We start from the raw sequence: 16,224 nt of genomic DNA on the forward strand, positions 1-16,224 counted from the left end.
CAAACCAGCCATGACATGAAGGCAAAAGGCCGCCAACTTCGTCTGCCTCACGGCCAAACCGGAAACAACCAAACCTTCAAAAACAAAACCCGCCGAAAAAATCGACGGGTTTGTCAGCGGTCTGAGCCACCGATATGGTGGCTTTTTTTATTGGGGGATATTCAAATGTGCCGGTTCATTACAACCCGGAAGTCTGCTGCAGCCTGCCGCGCGTCTCGATCATCGGGATCGCTTCGGAATAGCTGACGCAGGCAACGTCCGACCTGTGGCAGACGTCGCTGACCAGCCTGTCGAGCGCGCGCCAATAGGCGCCGCCGTTCATTTCCACGAAATGAAAGCCGAGCTGCAGGGGAATGCGGCTGCCGGCATATTGTTTGTCGAAGGCTTCCTTGAAGGCGGCGTAGGCGCGCTCCTCGAAAGCGGCGCTGTCGGCGGCATCCTCCTCGCCTCTGGAATGGCGGACGAAGAGGTTGTAGTCCATGCCGATGATGGGCTTTTCCGCCGGGCCTTCAGGGATGAGCGGCAGGCCGAAGCGGAGGATGCCGTCCTCCTCGACGGGCATTGCGGGTCCTTTCGTGACGAGGCTTGCGTCATAGGTGAAGCCGGCCTTCTTCTCGGCCGCGATCATATCCGCGCCGCCGCCGGTCGAAAGATAGGGCGCGCGAAAACCCTTTATGCCGTGATCGACGAGATCCTGCCAGCCGGCCGGCTCATCGAGGCCGACGCTTTTCCAGGCGTTCTTCAGCGTTGTCCTGAAGGTTGCGTATTCCGCCGACCAGTCCGCCTCGCTCCACTGGCGGCCGTCGAAATGGCCGCAGGCATGGCTGGAAATGTCATGGCCTTCCAGATGGGCGTGCCAGATATTGCCGAGACGCTGGCGGATCTCGTCGTCGCTCTGGGCAAAGCCCACGTTGGATTTTCCGCGCTTCTGGTGCGGGGCCTCGTAGGCCTTCTTGGCCGCCTCGTTCATCAGGAAGGTGCAGGAGAGGAAATAGGTGAAATGTGCGCCGTTCCGGGCCGCCATTTCGCGGCTCCTCTGCCAGAGCGCATTATCATGGGCGCCGTCGAAGGAGATGATGACGAGCTGTTTCGGCTTGTCGGCTGCACCGGCAGCGACAGGAACAATCAGGGACAAGGCGAGGGAAGCAGGAAAAATCGAACGAAACATGGGCACCGCGACAATTTGCATTGCGGTTTTCCTGTTACAGAAATGCGGCGAAGCTGCGGTCTTGCTTTCATTTTTCGTCCGGGACCGGTAATCCATGGCTGACCAAGAAACGGGAAAACAAGATCATCATGGCTCTGCTCGTCCTCAGCCTCATTCTCTTCCTCGGCGTTCACCTGATCCGCGTCGTCGTGCCGGGCTTCCGGCAGGCGATGATCGACGGGATCGGCAGGCCGGCCTGGATCGCCATCCATTCGGCCGCGAGCATCCTGACGCTGGTTTTCGTGATCTACGCCTTCGGCGCGGCCCGCAGCGAGCCGATCGGCCTGCTCTACAATCCGCCCATGGGCATGGCGCATCTGACCGTCACGCTGATGCTGATCGCTGTCATCTGTCTGGTGGCGGGTTTCCTGCCGGCCGGTCATATCAAGACGAAGACGAAACATCCGATCGTGCTGTCGGTAAAGATCTGGGCGCTGGCCCATCTCCTGTCGAACGGCGAGGCCTATTCGGTGCTGCTGTTTGCGGCGTTCCTCGCCTGGGGCGTGGTGATGCGCATCTCGCTGAAGCGGCGTCAGCGGCGCGACGAGATCACGCTGCCGGTCTTCGTCTCGGCCAAATACGACCTCTACGCCGTCATCATCGGCGCGGTCGTCTGGGCGCTGATGATCTGGCGCGTTCACGAATGGCTGATCGGCGTCGCGCCGCTGCCGATGCTCGCTTCGTGACGATTCTGCGATATCCCCCTTACAACGGCCGCAAAATGGAGTAGAAGGCCCGACAATGTGCGTTTTGCACTATGTATGGGCACTACCCGGCCGGAGACGAGAATGGCATTCAACGACGACAGCTTCATTCGTGAAGTCAATGAGGAACTGCGTTCCGACCAGATGAAGGGCGCATGGCGCCGGTTCGGCCGCTATATCATTGCTATCGCCGTTCTCATCGTGCTCGGAACCGTCGGCAAGGTTGCCTATGAATATTGGGACGACAGCCAGTCTTCCGGCGCCGGCGACCAGTTCCTGGCGGCGATGAAGCTGGCCGACGAGAACAAGACGGACGAGGCGCTGGCCGCGCTCGAGAAGCTCGAGAAGGAAGGCCACGGCGCATACCCGGTTCTGGCGCGCATGCGTGCCGCGACCGTTCTGGCGCAGAAGGGCGACAATGCCGGCGCCATCTCGTCCTTCCAGGAAATTGCCAAGGACAAGTCCGTTCCGGCTGCGGTGCAGGATGCCGCCAAGATGCGCGCCGGCTGGCTGCTGATCGAGAACGGCACCTATGAGCAGGTTTCCGCCGCCGTCGAGGAAATGGCCGTGCCGGGCAACGCCTTCCGCCATTCGGCGCGCGAGGCGCTTGGCCTTGCCGCCTACAAGGCCGGCAACATGGCGCAGGCGCGCCAGTGGTTCCAATCGATCGTCGACGATGTCGACAGCCCGCGCGCTGTTGCCAATCGCGCCCATATGATGCTTGATCTCATCACCGCATCCGGCAAGGCGCCCGCCGCGCAGGGCTGAGCTTAAGGGAAAAGAATGAGCTTTACGGTCGCCATCGTCGGTCGCCCGAATGTCGGCAAGTCGACGCTTTTCAACCGCCTGGTTGGCAAGAAGCTTGCGCTTGTCGACGACACGCCGGGCGTGACGCGCGACCGCCGGCCGGGCGAAGCGCGGCTTGTCGATCTGCGTTTTACGATCGTCGATACGGCAGGCCTCGAGGATGTGACGGATGAGAGCCTGCAGGGCCGCATGCGCCAGCAGACGGAGGCGGCAATCGACGAGGCCGATCTGGCGCTCTTCATCGTCGATGCCAAGACCGGGCTGACGCCGGTCGATACGGCGCTCGGCGAGATGCTGCGCCGCCGCGGCAAACCCGTCGTGCTCGTCGCCAACAAGTCGGAGGCGCGCGGGTCCGACAGCGGTTTCTACGACGCCTTTTCGCTCGGGCTCGGCGAACCCGTGCCGATTTCGGCCGAACACGGGCAGGGCATGCTCGATCTGCGCGATGCCATCGTCGCGGCGGTGGGCGAGGATATCGCCTTTCCGCCGAAGGAGGACGTGGCCGTTACCGACGTGGACCTGCCGCAGGCGTCGGGCGAAGAGGACGAGGATGACGAAGAGCCCGTCTACGACGACAGCAAGCCGCTGCGTGTGGCGATCGTCGGTCGCCCGAATGCCGGCAAGTCGACGCTCATCAACCGTTTTCTCGGCGAAGACCGGCTGCTGACCGGGCCGGAAGCCGGCATCACGCGCGATTCCATCTCGGTGGAGTGGGAATGGCGCGGCCGCACCATCAAGATGTTCGACACGGCCGGCATGCGCCGCAAGGCCAAGGTAATCGAGAAGCTGGAAAAGCTTTCGGTCGCCGATGCGCTGCGCGCCATCCGCTTCGCCGAGACCGTGGTCATCGTCTTCGACGCGACAATCCCTTTCGAGAAGCAGGATCTGCACATCGTCGATCTCGTGCTGCGCGAGGGACGCGCGGCCGTTCTCGCCTTCAACAAATGGGACATGATCGAGGATCGCCAGGCGGTGCTGGCGGACCTGCGCGAAAAGACCGACCGGCTTCTGCCGCAGGCGCGCGGCATCCGCGCCGTGCCGATCTCCGGCCAGACCGGCTGGGGTCTCGACAAGCTGATGCAGTCGATCATCGATACGGACCGCGTCTGGAACAAGCGCATCTCCACCGCCAAGCTCAATCGCTGGCTGGAGCAGCAGCAGGTGCAGCACCCGCCACCGGCCGTTTCGGGCCGCCGCATCAAGCTCAAGTACATGACGCAGGTAAAGGCCCGCCCGCCGGCCTTCATGGTGTCCTGCACCCGCGCCGACGCATTGCCGGAATCCTATACGCGCTATCTGATCAACGGCTTGCGTGCCGATTTCGATATGCCGAGCGTGCCGATCCGGATTCACTACCGGTCGCCTGACAATCCCTATGAGGGCAGGAAGAAGCGGACCTAAGTCCGCCTCCTGGGGCAGGCTGCGCAAGCCGGGGTGGGCCTGCCGGACATGCCTAGCTTGAAGATGCGCTTCTATTCAGTGCTTCCCGCAGGGCGACGATCTCCGCCTGCAGCCGTGCCAGCTGGTCCGCATCACGGCCGCTGGCGTCGATGATGCAGCCGGGCACGGTCTCGGCCCTTTCCTGCAGCCGTTTGCCTTCCTCCGTCAGGCGAAGCAGGACGACGCGCTCGTCCTTGCTGCTGCGTTCGCGGCGGATGTAGCCTGCCGTTTCCAGGCGCTTGAGGAGGGGGGTCAACGTACTCGATTCCAGGAACAGTTTTTCGCCGAGGCCGCCGACGGTCTGGCCGTCTTCTTCCCAGAGACAGACCATGGCCAGATATTGCGGGTAGGTGAGGCTGAGCTCGTCGAGCAGGGGCTTGTAGACGCGGTTGAAGGCGTGGCCTGCCGTATAGACGGCAAAGCAGATGAACGTATCGAGTTTCAGCTGGTCCGACATGGCTCAATCTCCAGAACCCGCAGATATTATATCGTGCGATAAATAATCGCATACGCTTTTAACGCATGGCAGCTATGCAATCATTTATATCGCGCGATAATCAGTCGCGTGCGATATAAATGGCGTGTTCAGGACGAACGCAATGAACCCCAAGAGGATACGACAATGTCTGGCATCAAGACCGCAGTTTCCGCAGCAGCAATCCTGGCAGCTTCCGCCGTTGGAGCGTTTGCCGATCCCGTGCTGGAACCGACAACGCAGAAATTCATCGATAGCCTGGCAGGCTCCAAGCCGATCTACACATTCTCGCCCGCCGATGCCCGCGACATCCTTGCCGGCGCCCAGAAGGGCGACGTGAAGAAGCTCGCCGCCCAGGAGGAAGACAAGGTCATCAAGGCCGGCCCGACCGGCAGCGTCAAGCTGCGCATCGTGCGTCCCGAAGGCGCCAAGGGCACGCTGCCGGTGGTGATGTATTTCCACGGCGGCGGCTGGGTGCTGGGCGATGCCGATACGCATGACCGGCTGGTGCGCGAAATCGCCAACGGCGCCAAGGCGGCCGTCGTCTTCGTCGATTACGACCGCTCGCCGGAAGCCCGCTACCCCGTTGCCATCGAGCAGGCTTACGCCGCCACGAAATATGTCGCCGAACATGCCAAGGAGTTCAACGTGGATGCGAGCCGCCTTGCCGTTGCCGGCGATAGTGTCGGCGGCAACATGACGGCCGCCGTCACCCTGCTTGCCAAGGAACGCGGCGGTCCGGCCATCGACCAGCAGGTGCTCTTCTACCCCGTCACCGACGCCAATTTCGACACCGGTTCCTACAACCAGTTCGCCAATGGCCCCTGGCTGACCAAGGAAGCCATGAAGTGGTTCTGGGATGCCTATCTGCCCGACGAAGCCAAGCGCAAGGAACCGACCGCTTCGCCGCTGCAGGCTTCGCTCGAACAGCTGAACGGTCTGCCGCCGGCACTCGTCATCGTCGATGAGAACGACGTGCTGCGCGATGAGGGCGAGGCCTATGCCCGCAAGCTCTCCCAGGCCGGCGTGAGGGTCACCTCGATCCGTTACAACGGCACGATCCACGATTTCGTGCTGCTGAACGCAATCGCCGAGACGCCGGCCGTGCGCAGCGCGATCTCGGTCGCCAACACCACGCTGCGGGCCGCCCTTCAGAAGTAAGGGTCAGTCGGAGGATGCAAGAGGCCCGGCGCTATCGCCGGGCTTCCTTCTTGGAAGGGACTTTGTGGCATATTGCCATGCCTTCTTCCATTTCGGCGTGATGACGCCATTGGCGGCGCGGATATTGTTGATGAACTGCAGCGTCGCCGCTTCCCACGAGTATTGCATGGCAAGCTCGCGCGCCTTCTCCCGCGAGCCCGACAGAGCCGCGAGGCAGGCCGCCCGCAGGTCCTCGTCCAGCGCGCCGACCTGGCTGTCCTCGCCGATAATGTCCAGCGGGCCGGTGACGGGATAGGCTGCGATCGGCACGCCCGAGGCCAGAGCCTCCAGGATGGTGTTGCCGAACGTATCCGTCAGCGACGGAAAGACGAAGACATCGGCCTGCGCATAGGCTTTCGCCAGCTCCTCGCCGAATTTCACGCCGGTAAAATGCACGTCGGGATAACGTTCCTCGAGTTCGGCACGCGCAGGGCCGTCGCCGACCACCACTTTCGAGCCGGGCAGGTCGAGGTCGAGGAAGGCCGGCAGGTTCTTTTCCAATGCCACACGGCCGACCGTCATGAAGATCGGGCGGGGAAGGCCGAAGGGATTTTCTTCGAGGGGCATCGGATGGAATTGCGTGGCATCGATGCCGCGGCTCCAGGGCATCAGGTTCTTGAGCCCGCGGGCGGAGAGTTCGCGGGCAAGGCTCGGGGTTGCGACCATGCAGCCGGCGCCGCCATTGTGGAACCAGCGCACGAAGGCATAGAGCCAGCTCTCAGGGATCGGCAGGCGGGCCGAGACATATTCGGGAAAACGCGTGTGGTAGCTGGTGGAGAAGGGCATGCGCTTCCTGATGCACCAGCGGCGCGCCGTCAGGCCGAGCGGGCCTTCCGTCGCGATGTGGACGTAGGACGGATTGTGCTTTTCGATCTCGCGGGCAACGCGGCTGTACCAGGCGATCGACAGGCGGATCTCGGGATAGGTGGGGCAGGGCACGCTTGCGAAGCGCTCGGGCGTCACCATCGAGACTTCGACGCCCATCCTGGCCAGTTCGCGATTGGTGTTCTCGATCGAGCGGACAACGCCGTTGACCTGCGGATGCCAGGCGTCCGTCACGATCACCAGCCGTTCCGGCATGGCGCCGGCGGCTGCGGCACGAGCCCAGCTTTCGCCGCTATATGAATTTGACGGACGTTGCAGCATGCTTCCATTTCCATCAGCGTCGCATGGTTCTGGCAACGCACAACCCCTGGCGGGGTTCCGGAATGGCGATTCCCGCGTGCCTATTCTGGCGGAAGTGCATGATGGAAATATTACAGCCCTGTATGAGCATATACAGGAACTTACGGCAGGCGAGGCCGGCAATTATGTCGGAACGACGGGCAGAGAGCCGAGGGGCAAAAAAGCAGCGGCGCCGGCGGGGAGGCCGGCGCCGCTATGAAACTCAGGCTGCGGCCGAAGCGAAGCCGGACGTCGGGACTTCCGAGATCGTCTTCAGAACCTGCGAAGCGATCTGGTAGGGGTCGCCCTGGGAGTTCGGGCGGCGGTCTTCGAGATAGCCCCTGTAATCGTTCTTGATGAAGGAGTGCGGAACGCGGATCGAGGCGCCACGGTCAGCAACGCCGTAGGAGAACTTGTTCCACGGAGCCGTTTCGTGCTTGCCGGTCAGGCGCATGTGGTTGTCCGGGCCGTAAACGTCGATATGGGCCTGCAGGTTCTTGTCGAACTGCGCCATCAGCGCTTCGAAATAGGCCTTGCCGCCGACTTCGCGCATGAACTTGGTCGAGAAGTTGCAGTGCATGCCCGAGCCGTTCCAGTCCGTGTCGCCGAGCGGCTTGCAGTGGAACTCGATGTCGATGCCGTACTTTTCGCACAGGCGCAGGAGCAGGTAGCGTGCCATCCAGATCTGGTCGGCGGCCTTCTTGGAGCCCTTGCCGAAAATCTGGAATTCCCACTGGCCCTTGGCCACTTCGGCATTGATGCCTTCGTGGTTGATGCCGGCGGCCAGGCACAGGTCGAGGTGTTCTTCGACGATTTCGCGGGCAACCGAACCGACGTTCTTGAAGCCGACGCCGGTGTAGTAGGGACCCTGCGGAGCCGGGTAGCCGCTTTCCGGGAAGCCGAGCGGACGGCCGTTTTCGTAGAAGAAATATTCCTGCTCGAAGCCGAACCATGCATCCTCGTCGTCGAGGATCGTGGCGCGCTTGTTGGATTCATGCGGCGTGACGCCATCCGGCATCATGACTTCGCACATGACCAGGACGCCGTTCGTACGGGCCGGATCGGGATAGAGTGCGACGGGCTTCAGCACGCAGTCGGAGCTGCGGCCTTCGGCCTGCATCGTCGATGAACCGTCGAAGCCCCAGAGCGGGAGCTGTTCGAGCGTCGGGAAATCATCGAATTCCTTGATCTGCGTCTTGCCACGCAGGTTCGGTACCGGAGTGTACCCATCGAGCCAAATGTACTCGAGCTTATACTTTGTCATCGCTACTCTCTCTGCTGCGAACGTGAGCAAATCCTGAGGCAGTAGACGCAAGGGTGCGGCCACCCGCCAGGGGATGCCTAAAGTAAAGCACGTAGCGTGCCAGATCGCGCGAGTGACACAAAAAATTTACGAATCACCTCGCGGGTGCCGTTTGGCAGCGGCTGCGGCCGGTGGCCGAGACCGTCCGGCGCGCGCCTATCCCGCTTTGCGACGGGCATTTTTCGCGTTGGAACCAGATGAAAATTCCGGCGTTGAGCGGGATGGATGAAGTTTTGGACAAATCAGCGCAAGCTTAATCAGGAAATGTTGCGGCGATCGTTTATTATTGCGACATTGCCGTTATTTTGTGCAGTTTGCATAAACTATGTGCATTGTGCTACTATACAGACCGTGAATGTTGATAGGCCGAGCTGAAGAAAGGCTATCTCATGGCAATCGGTTTCCATCGCGAATCCGCGACGATCTACCAGTTTCCCATCAAGGCCGTTCAGGCCCGAAGCCGCTTCGAGCGTTTTCGCACGATGGAGCGAGAGGCTGCCGATGTGTGCGATGCCGCACTCGACAGCTGCTGGTATCACGACGAAGCCGTGCGTGCCGAAGACAAGAAGCCCAATTCCTGATGCGGCTCGACGATCAATGACCGCTTAGGCGGGGGCGAGCCTGCGCGTGGCCGCGCGACAAGCGACATGCGCAGGCTTCAACGACGATGTCAGAGGCCGAGCTTTTCCTTCGGCACGAGCGCGCCATGCTCGCTGACGACGCGGGCGGCGATTTTGGCCCCGAAGCGGGCGGCTGCCGGGGCGTCCCGGTTTTCCAGATAATGTGCAAGGAACGCGCCGTTGAAACTGTCGCCGGCGCTCGTCGTATCGACGACCTTTTTGACCTTTTCGGCCGGCACGTGGACTTTCTCGCTGGCGAAGCTCAGTGTCGCGCCCTCCGCGCCGTTCTTGACGACGACATGGGCGGCGCCGAGCGCGCGATAGCGCTCGATCGTGGCCTCGATGGAGGCGTCGCCGAAATGGGCAACCTCGTCGTCGAAGCTCGGCATGACCAGCGAGGAGGCGCGGCCGCCTTCGCTGATCGTCGTGTGCATGACGTCGTAGCTCGACCAGAGGCGGGGACGGATGTTCGGGTCGAAGACGACGAATTTGCCGACGGCCTTGGCGCGGCGGATTTCGGCCAGCAACGTTTCGGCATCGTCGTGGGAGAGGATGGCGAGCGTGATGCCGGAGAAATAGACGACATCGGCGCTTTCCACCGCTTCGCGCAGCCGGTCGGGGTCGGCGGCGAGGCTGCGGGCGGCCGAGCTGTCGCGCCAATAGCTGAAGGAGCGCTCGCCGTCCCTCAGGTTAATCATATAGAGGCCGGGCGTCTTGCCCTTGATGCGCCGGATGAGGCCCGTGCCGATGCTGGCCTTGCCCATGAAGGCGACCATTTCGTCGGACATCGGATCATCGCCGAGCGCGGTAAAATAATCGACCGACCAGGCGGCAGGCAGGCAGGCACGGGCGTACCACGCGGTGTTGAAAGTATCGCCGGCAAAGCCTTTGCGCAGCAGGCCCTCACCCGCCTGCGAGAGTTCCACCATGCATTCGCCGATCGACAGAAACCGTCCGCTCAAAGCCATCCTCCCGGATTTTTTCCGTCTTTGCGGATACGCGAAGAGGCGGGAGGAGACAAGCGGCGAGTTACCACAAGTGGCCTAAGCAGGCTGCACCCAGGCATCCCACCGGAACTCTTCCTTAACTGCCCGGAGTGATGATCGTAATAACCGGGGGTGGGTATGGCATTAAGGCAATTTCAGATCATACAGTCGTTGGGACAAGCACTCGAATGGTTCCAGAAAGAGCTTTCATGGGGAGTGCCCCGCAGCTGAGCTCAATCATCTGACCGGTCGGATCGGTGAACTTTACACCGCGATGTTTACATACGGGCAAATGGCCACCGAGGTGAACCAGCGCGGCTATGATGTTGTCAGCGCTGAAGGTGAAAGAATTTCTGTCAAGACGATTACATCGAGCACCCATGTCAGCTTCAATCAGCAGACATTCGACCAAGTCGATCGTGTCGTTGTTTTGCGTATCAACACCGACGAGCTTGCTATCGAAATCCTGATGGATAAGCCGGTTAATGAAGCTCGGGCATTGATGCGTCAGTCAACCGGCAAACTGATCTTCCCAACCTACCGACCGCCAGAGGAGCGGCTTGTCCGACCACTCAGCGAGATGGTCGTCATTGCTCGGGCGATGTTTGGTCCACATTTGATCAGACAATACGAAAATGGGTCGATAGAGGTTTTAACAGATGGGGTAACCGAACCGGTCGCCAAGCCTATCCTCAGAAAGATTGCGGCTGATATTCAGGTCGATTTGCTGAACGGCACCGGATCGCCGAAAACCACTCGGCAACTTGGCGACCACATCATCAAGAAGCTGAGAGAGCTGGAGGCCGCGTGAGCCAATCCTCCAGGGGAGGATTGGCGAAGCGATACTAAGGCCGGTCCATATGATAGCAGGCGGCCGTCTGGCCGGGACGGACCAGTTCCGTCGGCGGCATTTCGGTGCGGCAGATATCCGTCGCCTTCCAGCAGCGCGGCGAGAAGACACAGCCCTTCGGCGGGTTGAGCGGCGAGGGCGGGTCTCCCTGCAGGCGGATGCGGCTGCGCAGGCGCGCGAGCTTCGGATCGGGGATCGGAGCGGCCGAAAACAGCGCCTGCGTGTAGGGATGGGCCGGATGTTCGAAGACCGTGGCGCAATCGCCGGCCTCGACCACCTTGCCGAGATAGAGAACCAGCACGTCGTCCGAGATCAGGCGCACGACGGAGAGATCGTGGCTGATGAAGATCAGTGTCAGGCCGAACTCCTTGCGCAGCTTGCGCAGCAGCGTGATGACCTGGCCCTGGATCGACACGTCGAGGGCCGAAACCGGTTCGTCGCAGATGATGAGCTTCGGCTTGGTGACGACGGCGCGGGCAATGCCGATGCGCTGCGCCTGACCGCCCGAAAATTCGTGCGGATAGCGGTTGATCATTTCCGGCACGAGGCCGACGGCGGCCATGATCTCGCGCACGCGCTCGAGCCGCTGGGCCTTGGTCAGCTTCGGTTCGAAGACGGTGAGCGGCTCGGCGATGATGTCGCCGACCGTCATGCGCGGATCGAGCGAGGCGATCGGATCCTGGAAGATGATCTGCATGTCGCGGCGGGCGGCACGCATTTCTTCGTCCGACAGGTCGAGCAGGTTGCGGCCCTGCCAGAGGATGCGGCCCTTCTGCGACTTCAGGAGCCGCAGGATGGAGCGGCCGAGCGTGGATTTTCCGCAGCCGGATTCGCCGACGATGCCGAGCGTGCGGCCTTCGGCGAGATCGAAGCTGACATTGTTGACGGCCGTCAGCATGACCGGCGGCTTGAAGAGCGATTTCGAGGGGATCTCGAACTGGGTCGTCAGGTTCTCGACCCTCAGAAGCGAGCGATCAGCCATTGACGAGCAACTCCTCGCGGCGGGGGAAGGGGTGGAAGCAGGCGGCACAGTGGTTTGCGGCCTGCGGTTGAAGCTGCGGCGGGCGGTCGATGCAATCGTCCTGAACCTGCGAGCAGCGCGGCGAGAAATTGCAGCCCTTCGGCAGGTGCTGCAGGTTCGGCGGCCGGCCGGGGATGACGACGAGGTCGTCGACATCCTGGTCCGGGCGCGGGATCGAGGCGTGCAGGGCCGCCGTATAGGGATGGGCCGGGTTTTCGAAGAGTTCGTCAACCGGGGCTTCCTCGACAATGCGGCCGGCATACATGACGGCGACCTTGTCGGCGAGACCGGCCACGACGCCGAGGTCGTGGGTGATCATGACGAGCGCCGTGTTCATCTCGGCCGTCAGGTCGTTGAACAGGTCGAGGATCTGCGCCTGGATCGTCACGTCGAGCGCGGTCGTCGGCTCGTCGGCGATCAGGAGCTTCGGTTTGGTGAGCAGCGCCATGGCAATGACGATGCGCTGGCGCATGCCGCCCGAAAGCTCGTGCGGATAGAGGTTGAAGCGCCGCGTCGGGTCAGGGATGCCGACGCGCTTCAGCATGTCGAGCGCCGTGGCCGAGGCTGCTTTCGCCGTGAAGCCGCGGTGGATCTCAAGCTGTTCCGTCAGCTGCCGGGAAATCCTCAGAGACGGGTTCAGCGCCGTCATCGGGTCCTGGAAGACCATGGCCATGTCCTTGCCGCGGACTTGGTCGAGTTCGCGCGGCTTCAGCGCCAGCACGTCCTTGCCTTCGAGCAGGGCCTGGCCGCTGGTTTTGCCGTTCTTGGCAAGCAGGCCCATGATGCCGAGGAAGGTCTGGCTCTTGCCGGAGCCGGATTCGCCGACGATGGCGATGCGCTCGCCGCGGCGAACCGTGAGGTTCATGTTCGAGACCGCCGTCACCTGACCCTCGGGGGTCTCGAAGGTGATCGAGTAGTCCTTCAGTTCGAGAAGGGTATCGTTCTGTTTTTCTTGATTCATCCTATCGATCCTTCGGGTCGAACGCATCGCGCAGCCCGTCGCCGATGAAGAGCAGACTGAGCAGCAGGGCCACGAGGAAGCTTGCCGGGAAGATCAGCAGCCAGGGCATGCTTTCCATGGCATCGGTGCCTTCGGCGATCAGGGTGCCGAGCGAGGTCAGCGGTTCCTGCACGCCGAAGCCGAGGTAGGAGAGGAAGCTTTCGGTTGCGATGATCTCCGGCACTGTCAGCGCCGCGAAGATGACGACGGGGCCGACGAGGTTCGGGATGATGTGCTTGGTGATGATCTTGAACGGCTTCTGACCGGAGGCGCGGGCCGCTTCCACGAATTCGCGGTGCTTGAGCGACAGGGTCTGGCCGCGCACGATGCGGGCCATGGTCAGCCATTCGAGCGCGCCGATCGCCGCAAAGAGCAGGTAGACGTTGCGGCCGAAGATCACCATCAGCAGGATGACGAAGAGGATGTAGGGAAGCGCATACATGATATCGACGAAGCGCATCATGATGGAGTCCAGCCTGCCGCCGATATAGCCCGAGATCGCGCCATAGAGCACGCCGATGACGACCGAGACGAGGGTTGCGGTCAGCGCCACGGCGAGCGAGATGCGGGTGCCGTAGAGCACGCGGGCAAGCAGGTCGCGGCCGTTCGGGTCGGTGCCGAAATAATGGCCGCTTTCGAAGGACGGGGGCGTGCGGAAGGCGGCCCAATCCGGGTCCTCGTAGTTGAAGGGAATGAAATTCGGGCCGAGGAAGGCGGCAAGGATCAGGAGAACCAGAACGCCGATCGATACGACCGCAGCCTTGTTGCGCGAGAGGCGGCGCAGCGCATCCCTGGTCAGCGAGCGGCCTTCCGGAGACAGGCCTTCGGCTTCCAGCAATTCGGCTGCAAGCAGCTCTCTTTTTGCGGGATTGAGGATCATCTGTTTCTCACTTTCGGGTCCAGCCAGGCGTAGGCGATATCGACCAGAAGGTTCAGGAAGACGATCAGCACCATGTAGAAGATGACCGTACCGAGAACCATGCCGTAATCGCGGTTCAGCGCCGCGTTGACGAAATAGCGGCCGATGCCGGGCAATCCGAAGATGCTCTCGACGACCAGCGAGCCGGTGAGAAGATAACTTGCCGCCGGACCCAGATAGGAGACGACGGGCATCATGGCGGGTTTCAGCGCATGGCGCATGACCGTCAGGCGCGGGCCGATGCCCTTGGCCTTGGCGGTGCGGATGAAGTTCTGGTTCATCACCTCGATCATCGAGCCGCGGGTGATGCGCGAGATGCGGCCGGCATGCGGCAGCGCCAGAACGACGATCGGCAGGACGAGGAACTTGATCGAGCCGTCACCCCAGCCGCCGACCGGAAACCAGGCGAGGCGGATGCCGAAGATCAGCTGCATGATCGGGGCGATCAGGAAGTTCGGAAGGACGACGCCCACCAGAATGAGAGCACTCAGAATATAGTCCGGCGCCTTGTTCTGATAGAGCGCCCCAAGACAGCCGACGGCCACGCCGACGATGATGGCGATCAGGAAGGCAGCCGTACCGATGGTGAACGTATAGGGCAGACCGATCATGATCTGCTGGGCGACAGTGAAGTCCTCGCTCGCGAAGGAGGGGCCGAGGTCGCCTTTCAGCAGGTCGCCGACATAGATCAGGTACTGCTGGACGAGCGGCTTATCCAGATTGTAGTGGGCCGCAAGATTTTTCAGGATCACCGGCGGCAATGGCCTTTCGCCATCGAAGGGGCCGCCGGGGGCAAGGCGCAAAACGAAAAAGCAGGCTGTGACGGCGATCCACAGGACGGGGATCGTCGACAGCAATCGACGGAGGGCGTATTTGATCATGGTCGTGGAGCGGCTCTTCCCGGACCAGCCGGGAAGAGCCTTTCATCCTTATTCCTTGATGGACAGCCAGCGCGTGCGGTGGATGTCCTGAATATTGTCGACGAAGCCTTCGACCTTCGGCGAGACGACATTCTTTGAGACGTAGTAGTAAAGCGGAATGGCAGCGCTATCGTCGAGAGCCAACTGTTCGGCTTTCTTCAAAATTTCAGCGCGCTTGCCGATGTCTCTTTCGGCGTTTCCTTCTTTGACCAGCTTGTCGTAATCGGCATTGCTCCAGCGACCGTAATTCATCGATACGCCAGTTGTAAGCAGATTCAGGAAGTTATCCGGATCGTTGTAATCGGCGATCCAGCCGGCTCGACCGATTTCTACCTGACCGCGCTGCATTTCGTCGTAATGCACTTTAGTTTCGGCGTTATAGAGTTCAACTTCGACGCCGAGTGGCTTCCACATAGAGGCGATCGCAACCGCAACACGCTTGTGGTTATCGTTGGTGTTATAACGGAGCTGCGCCTTTAGCGGGTGGTCCGGGCCGAAACCGGCTTCCTTCAACAGTTTCTTGGCTTCTTCGACTTTGTCCTTGTAAGGAAGATCCTTCCAGGAAACGTACGCTGGTTCGCCATAGTTTGCCGTGCCCGGCGGAACCCAAGAATAGGCTGGTGGTTCTTGCGTGCCGAGGATTTTCGGACCGATTACCTCACGGTTGACCGCCATCGAAAGAGCCTGGCGCACGCGCTTGTCGTTGAAGGGCGGTTTCTGGGCGTTTACGACATAATAATAGCTGGCAAGAAACGGAGACACGTGCGCCTGACCCGGCAGGTTTTTCTTCATCCATTCATACTGGTCGGTTGGGAAGTCGGTCATGATGTCGAATTCGCCGGCGCGGTAGCGCTTCAGCGCGGCTTCCTGGTCTTCAAGCACGAAGAACTTCGCGCCGTCGATCTTCACATCCTTGGCGCCGTAATACTGGTCGTTCTTGACAGTCGTGACGTGCGAACCCGGCACCCACTCGACCGGCTTGTACGGGCCGTTGGTGACGATGTTGCCGATCTTGACCCAGTCCTGACCCTTGGCCTCGACGACATGCTTCGGCAGCGGATAGGCCGTGTAGTGCATGAGCGCGTTGATGAAATAGGGGGTCGGGTTTTCAAGGGTGATTTCGAGCGTCTTGTCGTCGATCGCCTTGACGCCGAGCTCGTTGAGATCGGTGATCTCGCCCTTGTTGATCTTTTCCGCGTTCTTGATGGTGAACTGCAGATAGGCATAGTCGGCAGCGTTCTTCGGGTCGATCAGGCGCTGGAAGGCGAAGACGAAATCGCCTGCCGTCACCGGCTGGCCGTCCGACCACTTGATGCCGTCGCGCAGTTTGAACGTGTAGACCTTGCCGTCCGGGGAAATGGTCCAGCTTTCGGCCTGGCCCGGAATCGGGTTGTCCTTGGCGTCTTCGGTGACGAGGCCTTCGAAGATATCGCCGGCAATACGGTTTTCCCAGTCGCCGGAGAGTTTTTGCGGATCCAGCGAGGTGGGGTCGCCACCATTATGGATGTTGATTGTGGCCGCGTGGGCCGAAAATGCGAGCAATGAGCCAACCATTGCGGACGCGAGAAATTTTTTCGTAAAAAAGGACATAGTTTGTCCACCTTTCTA

Annotated in this window: 16 protein-coding genes; 6 read left to right on the forward strand and 10 right to left on the reverse strand. The window is 61.3% G+C overall.

What is annotated here, in order from left to right; all coding sequences use genetic code 11:
• Positions 1-178: 178 nt before the first annotated feature.
• Positions 179-1,168: a polysaccharide deacetylase gene (locus ACFPWW_RS09775; protein WP_377311557.1), complete on the reverse strand. Its 990-nt coding sequence runs from the start codon at positions 1,166-1,168 to the stop codon at positions 179-181.
• Between the two features lie 128 nt (positions 1,169-1,296).
• On the opposite strand from ACFPWW_RS09775, the gene ACFPWW_RS09780 reads away from it, so the two are divergent.
• The 3 genes from ACFPWW_RS09780 (at position 1,297) to der (ending at position 4,119) form a co-directional block, all read left to right on the forward strand.
• A complete protein-coding gene (locus ACFPWW_RS09780; RefSeq protein ID WP_377311508.1) occupies positions 1,297-1,893 on the forward strand; it encodes an NnrU family protein in 597 nt (198 codons plus the stop codon).
• A 102-nt stretch (positions 1,894-1,995) separates the two neighbouring features.
• The gene (locus tag ACFPWW_RS09785; RefSeq protein WP_112703986.1) at positions 1,996-2,679 is read left to right on the forward strand and encodes a tetratricopeptide repeat protein; all 684 of its coding nucleotides are present in this window, start codon (positions 1,996-1,998) and stop codon (positions 2,677-2,679) included.
• A 15-nt stretch (positions 2,680-2,694) separates the two neighbouring features.
• Entirely contained in the window at positions 2,695-4,119 is a 1,425-nt protein-coding gene (gene der / locus ACFPWW_RS09790) for a ribosome biogenesis GTPase Der (RefSeq protein WP_112563364.1), read from the forward strand.
• Between the two features lie 52 nt (positions 4,120-4,171).
• Here the strand turns inward: der and ACFPWW_RS09795 are convergent, their stop codons facing one another.
• On the reverse strand, positions 4,172-4,615 hold the full coding sequence (locus tag ACFPWW_RS09795; protein ID WP_377311509.1) for a MarR family winged helix-turn-helix transcriptional regulator: 444 nt from the start codon (positions 4,613-4,615) through the stop codon (positions 4,172-4,174).
• A gap of 165 nt (positions 4,616-4,780) precedes the next feature.
• On the opposite strand from ACFPWW_RS09795, the gene ACFPWW_RS09800 reads away from it, so the two are divergent.
• Entirely contained in the window at positions 4,781-5,794 is a 1,014-nt protein-coding gene (locus ACFPWW_RS09800; protein ID WP_377311510.1) for an alpha/beta hydrolase, read from the forward strand.
• 3 nt (positions 5,795-5,797) lie between these two features.
• Here ACFPWW_RS09800 and ACFPWW_RS09805 read toward each other — a convergent pair whose 3' ends face one another.
• Together ACFPWW_RS09805 and ACFPWW_RS09810 are read right to left on the reverse strand one after the other, a co-directional pair.
• A complete protein-coding gene (locus ACFPWW_RS09805) occupies positions 5,798-6,979 on the reverse strand; it encodes a glycosyltransferase family 4 protein (protein WP_377311511.1) in 1,182 nt (393 codons plus the stop codon).
• A gap of 241 nt (positions 6,980-7,220) precedes the next feature.
• Positions 7,221-8,261 carry a glutamine synthetase beta-grasp domain-containing protein gene (locus ACFPWW_RS09810; RefSeq protein WP_112703981.1) on the reverse strand — a complete coding sequence of 347 codons (1,041 nt, stop codon included), beginning with the start codon at positions 8,259-8,261 and terminating at the stop codon, positions 7,221-7,223.
• A 428-nt stretch (positions 8,262-8,689) separates the two neighbouring features.
• Between ACFPWW_RS09810 and ACFPWW_RS09815 the strand changes: the two genes are divergently transcribed.
• A complete protein-coding gene (locus tag ACFPWW_RS09815) occupies positions 8,690-8,881 on the forward strand; it encodes a DUF2735 domain-containing protein (RefSeq protein WP_112563355.1) in 192 nt (63 codons plus the stop codon).
• Positions 8,882-8,970: 89 nt separating this feature from the next.
• Here the strand turns inward: ACFPWW_RS09815 and ACFPWW_RS09820 are convergent, their stop codons facing one another.
• Entirely contained in the window at positions 8,971-9,882 is a 912-nt protein-coding gene (locus ACFPWW_RS09820; RefSeq protein ID WP_113412203.1) for a sugar kinase, read from the reverse strand.
• 316 nt (positions 9,883-10,198) lie between these two features.
• Here ACFPWW_RS09820 and ACFPWW_RS09825 point away from each other — a divergent pair, with 316 nt between their 5' ends.
• The gene (locus ACFPWW_RS09825) at positions 10,199-10,717 is read left to right on the forward strand and encodes a hypothetical protein (RefSeq protein ID WP_377311512.1); all 519 of its coding nucleotides are present in this window, start codon (positions 10,199-10,201) and stop codon (positions 10,715-10,717) included.
• A 34-nt stretch (positions 10,718-10,751) separates the two neighbouring features.
• Here ACFPWW_RS09825 and ACFPWW_RS09830 read toward each other — a convergent pair whose 3' ends face one another.
• From ACFPWW_RS09830 to ACFPWW_RS09850, 5 genes are read right to left on the reverse strand one after another with little or no spacing between them, the layout of a single operon-like run.
• Positions 10,752-11,738 (reverse strand): ABC transporter ATP-binding protein, encoded by a 987-nt coding sequence (locus tag ACFPWW_RS09830; RefSeq protein WP_112563351.1) that lies wholly within the window; start codon positions 11,736-11,738, stop codon positions 10,752-10,754.
• Positions 11,731-12,738, reverse strand: coding sequence for an ABC transporter ATP-binding protein (locus ACFPWW_RS09835; RefSeq protein WP_377311513.1), 1,008 nt, complete (start codon positions 12,736-12,738; stop codon positions 11,731-11,733). The genes ACFPWW_RS09830 and ACFPWW_RS09835 overlap by 8 nt, the downstream gene beginning before the upstream one ends.
• Before the next feature lies 1 nt (position 12,739).
• Positions 12,740-13,657 carry an ABC transporter permease subunit gene (locus ACFPWW_RS09840; protein ID WP_112563347.1) on the reverse strand — a complete coding sequence of 306 codons (918 nt, stop codon included), beginning with the start codon at positions 13,655-13,657 and terminating at the stop codon, positions 12,740-12,742.
• Positions 13,654-14,577, reverse strand: a complete 924-nt coding sequence (locus ACFPWW_RS09845; RefSeq protein ID WP_112563345.1) for an ABC transporter permease subunit — start codon at positions 14,575-14,577, stop codon at positions 13,654-13,656. The genes ACFPWW_RS09840 and ACFPWW_RS09845 overlap by 4 nt, the downstream gene beginning before the upstream one ends.
• Before the next feature lie 48 nt (positions 14,578-14,625).
• Positions 14,626-16,206, reverse strand: coding sequence for a peptide ABC transporter substrate-binding protein (locus tag ACFPWW_RS09850; protein ID WP_377311514.1), 1,581 nt, complete (start codon positions 16,204-16,206; stop codon positions 14,626-14,628).
• Between the last annotated feature and the right edge of the window lie 18 nt (positions 16,207-16,224).

Source organism: Rhizobium sp. GCM10022189 (genome assembly GCF_042656325.1).
Lineage (GTDB): Bacteria > Pseudomonadota > Alphaproteobacteria > Rhizobiales > Rhizobiaceae > Rhizobium.

Bases quoted from the DNA above. Each gene is read 5' to 3' on its own strand.
- ACFPWW_RS09775 (WP_377311557.1), bottom strand. From the start codon at position 1,168: ATGTTTCGTTCGATTTTTCCTGCTTCCCTCGCCTTGTCCCTGATTGTT.
- ACFPWW_RS09780 (WP_377311508.1), top strand. From the start codon at position 1,297: ATGGCTCTGCTCGTCCTCAGCCTCATTCTCTTCCTCGGCGTTCACCTG.
- ACFPWW_RS09785 (WP_112703986.1), top strand. From the start codon at position 1,996: ATGGCATTCAACGACGACAGCTTCATTCGTGAAGTCAATGAGGAACTG.
- der (WP_112563364.1), top strand. From the start codon at position 2,695: ATGAGCTTTACGGTCGCCATCGTCGGTCGCCCGAATGTCGGCAAGTCG.
- ACFPWW_RS09795 (WP_377311509.1), bottom strand. From the start codon at position 4,615: ATGTCGGACCAGCTGAAACTCGATACGTTCATCTGCTTTGCCGTCTAT.
- ACFPWW_RS09800 (WP_377311510.1), top strand. From the start codon at position 4,781: ATGTCTGGCATCAAGACCGCAGTTTCCGCAGCAGCAATCCTGGCAGCT.
- ACFPWW_RS09805 (WP_377311511.1), bottom strand. From the start codon at position 6,979: ATGCTGCAACGTCCGTCAAATTCATATAGCGGCGAAAGCTGGGCTCGT.
- ACFPWW_RS09810 (WP_112703981.1), bottom strand. From the start codon at position 8,261: ATGACAAAGTATAAGCTCGAGTACATTTGGCTCGATGGGTACACTCCG.
- ACFPWW_RS09815 (WP_112563355.1), top strand. From the start codon at position 8,690: ATGGCAATCGGTTTCCATCGCGAATCCGCGACGATCTACCAGTTTCCC.
- ACFPWW_RS09825 (WP_377311512.1), top strand. From the start codon at position 10,199: ATGGCCACCGAGGTGAACCAGCGCGGCTATGATGTTGTCAGCGCTGAA.
- ACFPWW_RS09830 (WP_112563351.1), bottom strand. From the start codon at position 11,738: ATGGCTGATCGCTCGCTTCTGAGGGTCGAGAACCTGACGACCCAGTTC.
- ACFPWW_RS09835 (WP_377311513.1), bottom strand. From the start codon at position 12,738: ATGAATCAAGAAAAACAGAACGATACCCTTCTCGAACTGAAGGACTAC.
- ACFPWW_RS09840 (WP_112563347.1), bottom strand. From the start codon at position 13,657: ATGATCCTCAATCCCGCAAAAAGAGAGCTGCTTGCAGCCGAATTGCTG.
- ACFPWW_RS09845 (WP_112563345.1), bottom strand. From the start codon at position 14,577: ATGATCAAATACGCCCTCCGTCGATTGCTGTCGACGATCCCCGTCCTG.
- ACFPWW_RS09850 (WP_377311514.1), bottom strand. From the start codon at position 16,206: ATGTCCTTTTTTACGAAAAAATTTCTCGCGTCCGCAATGGTTGGCTCA.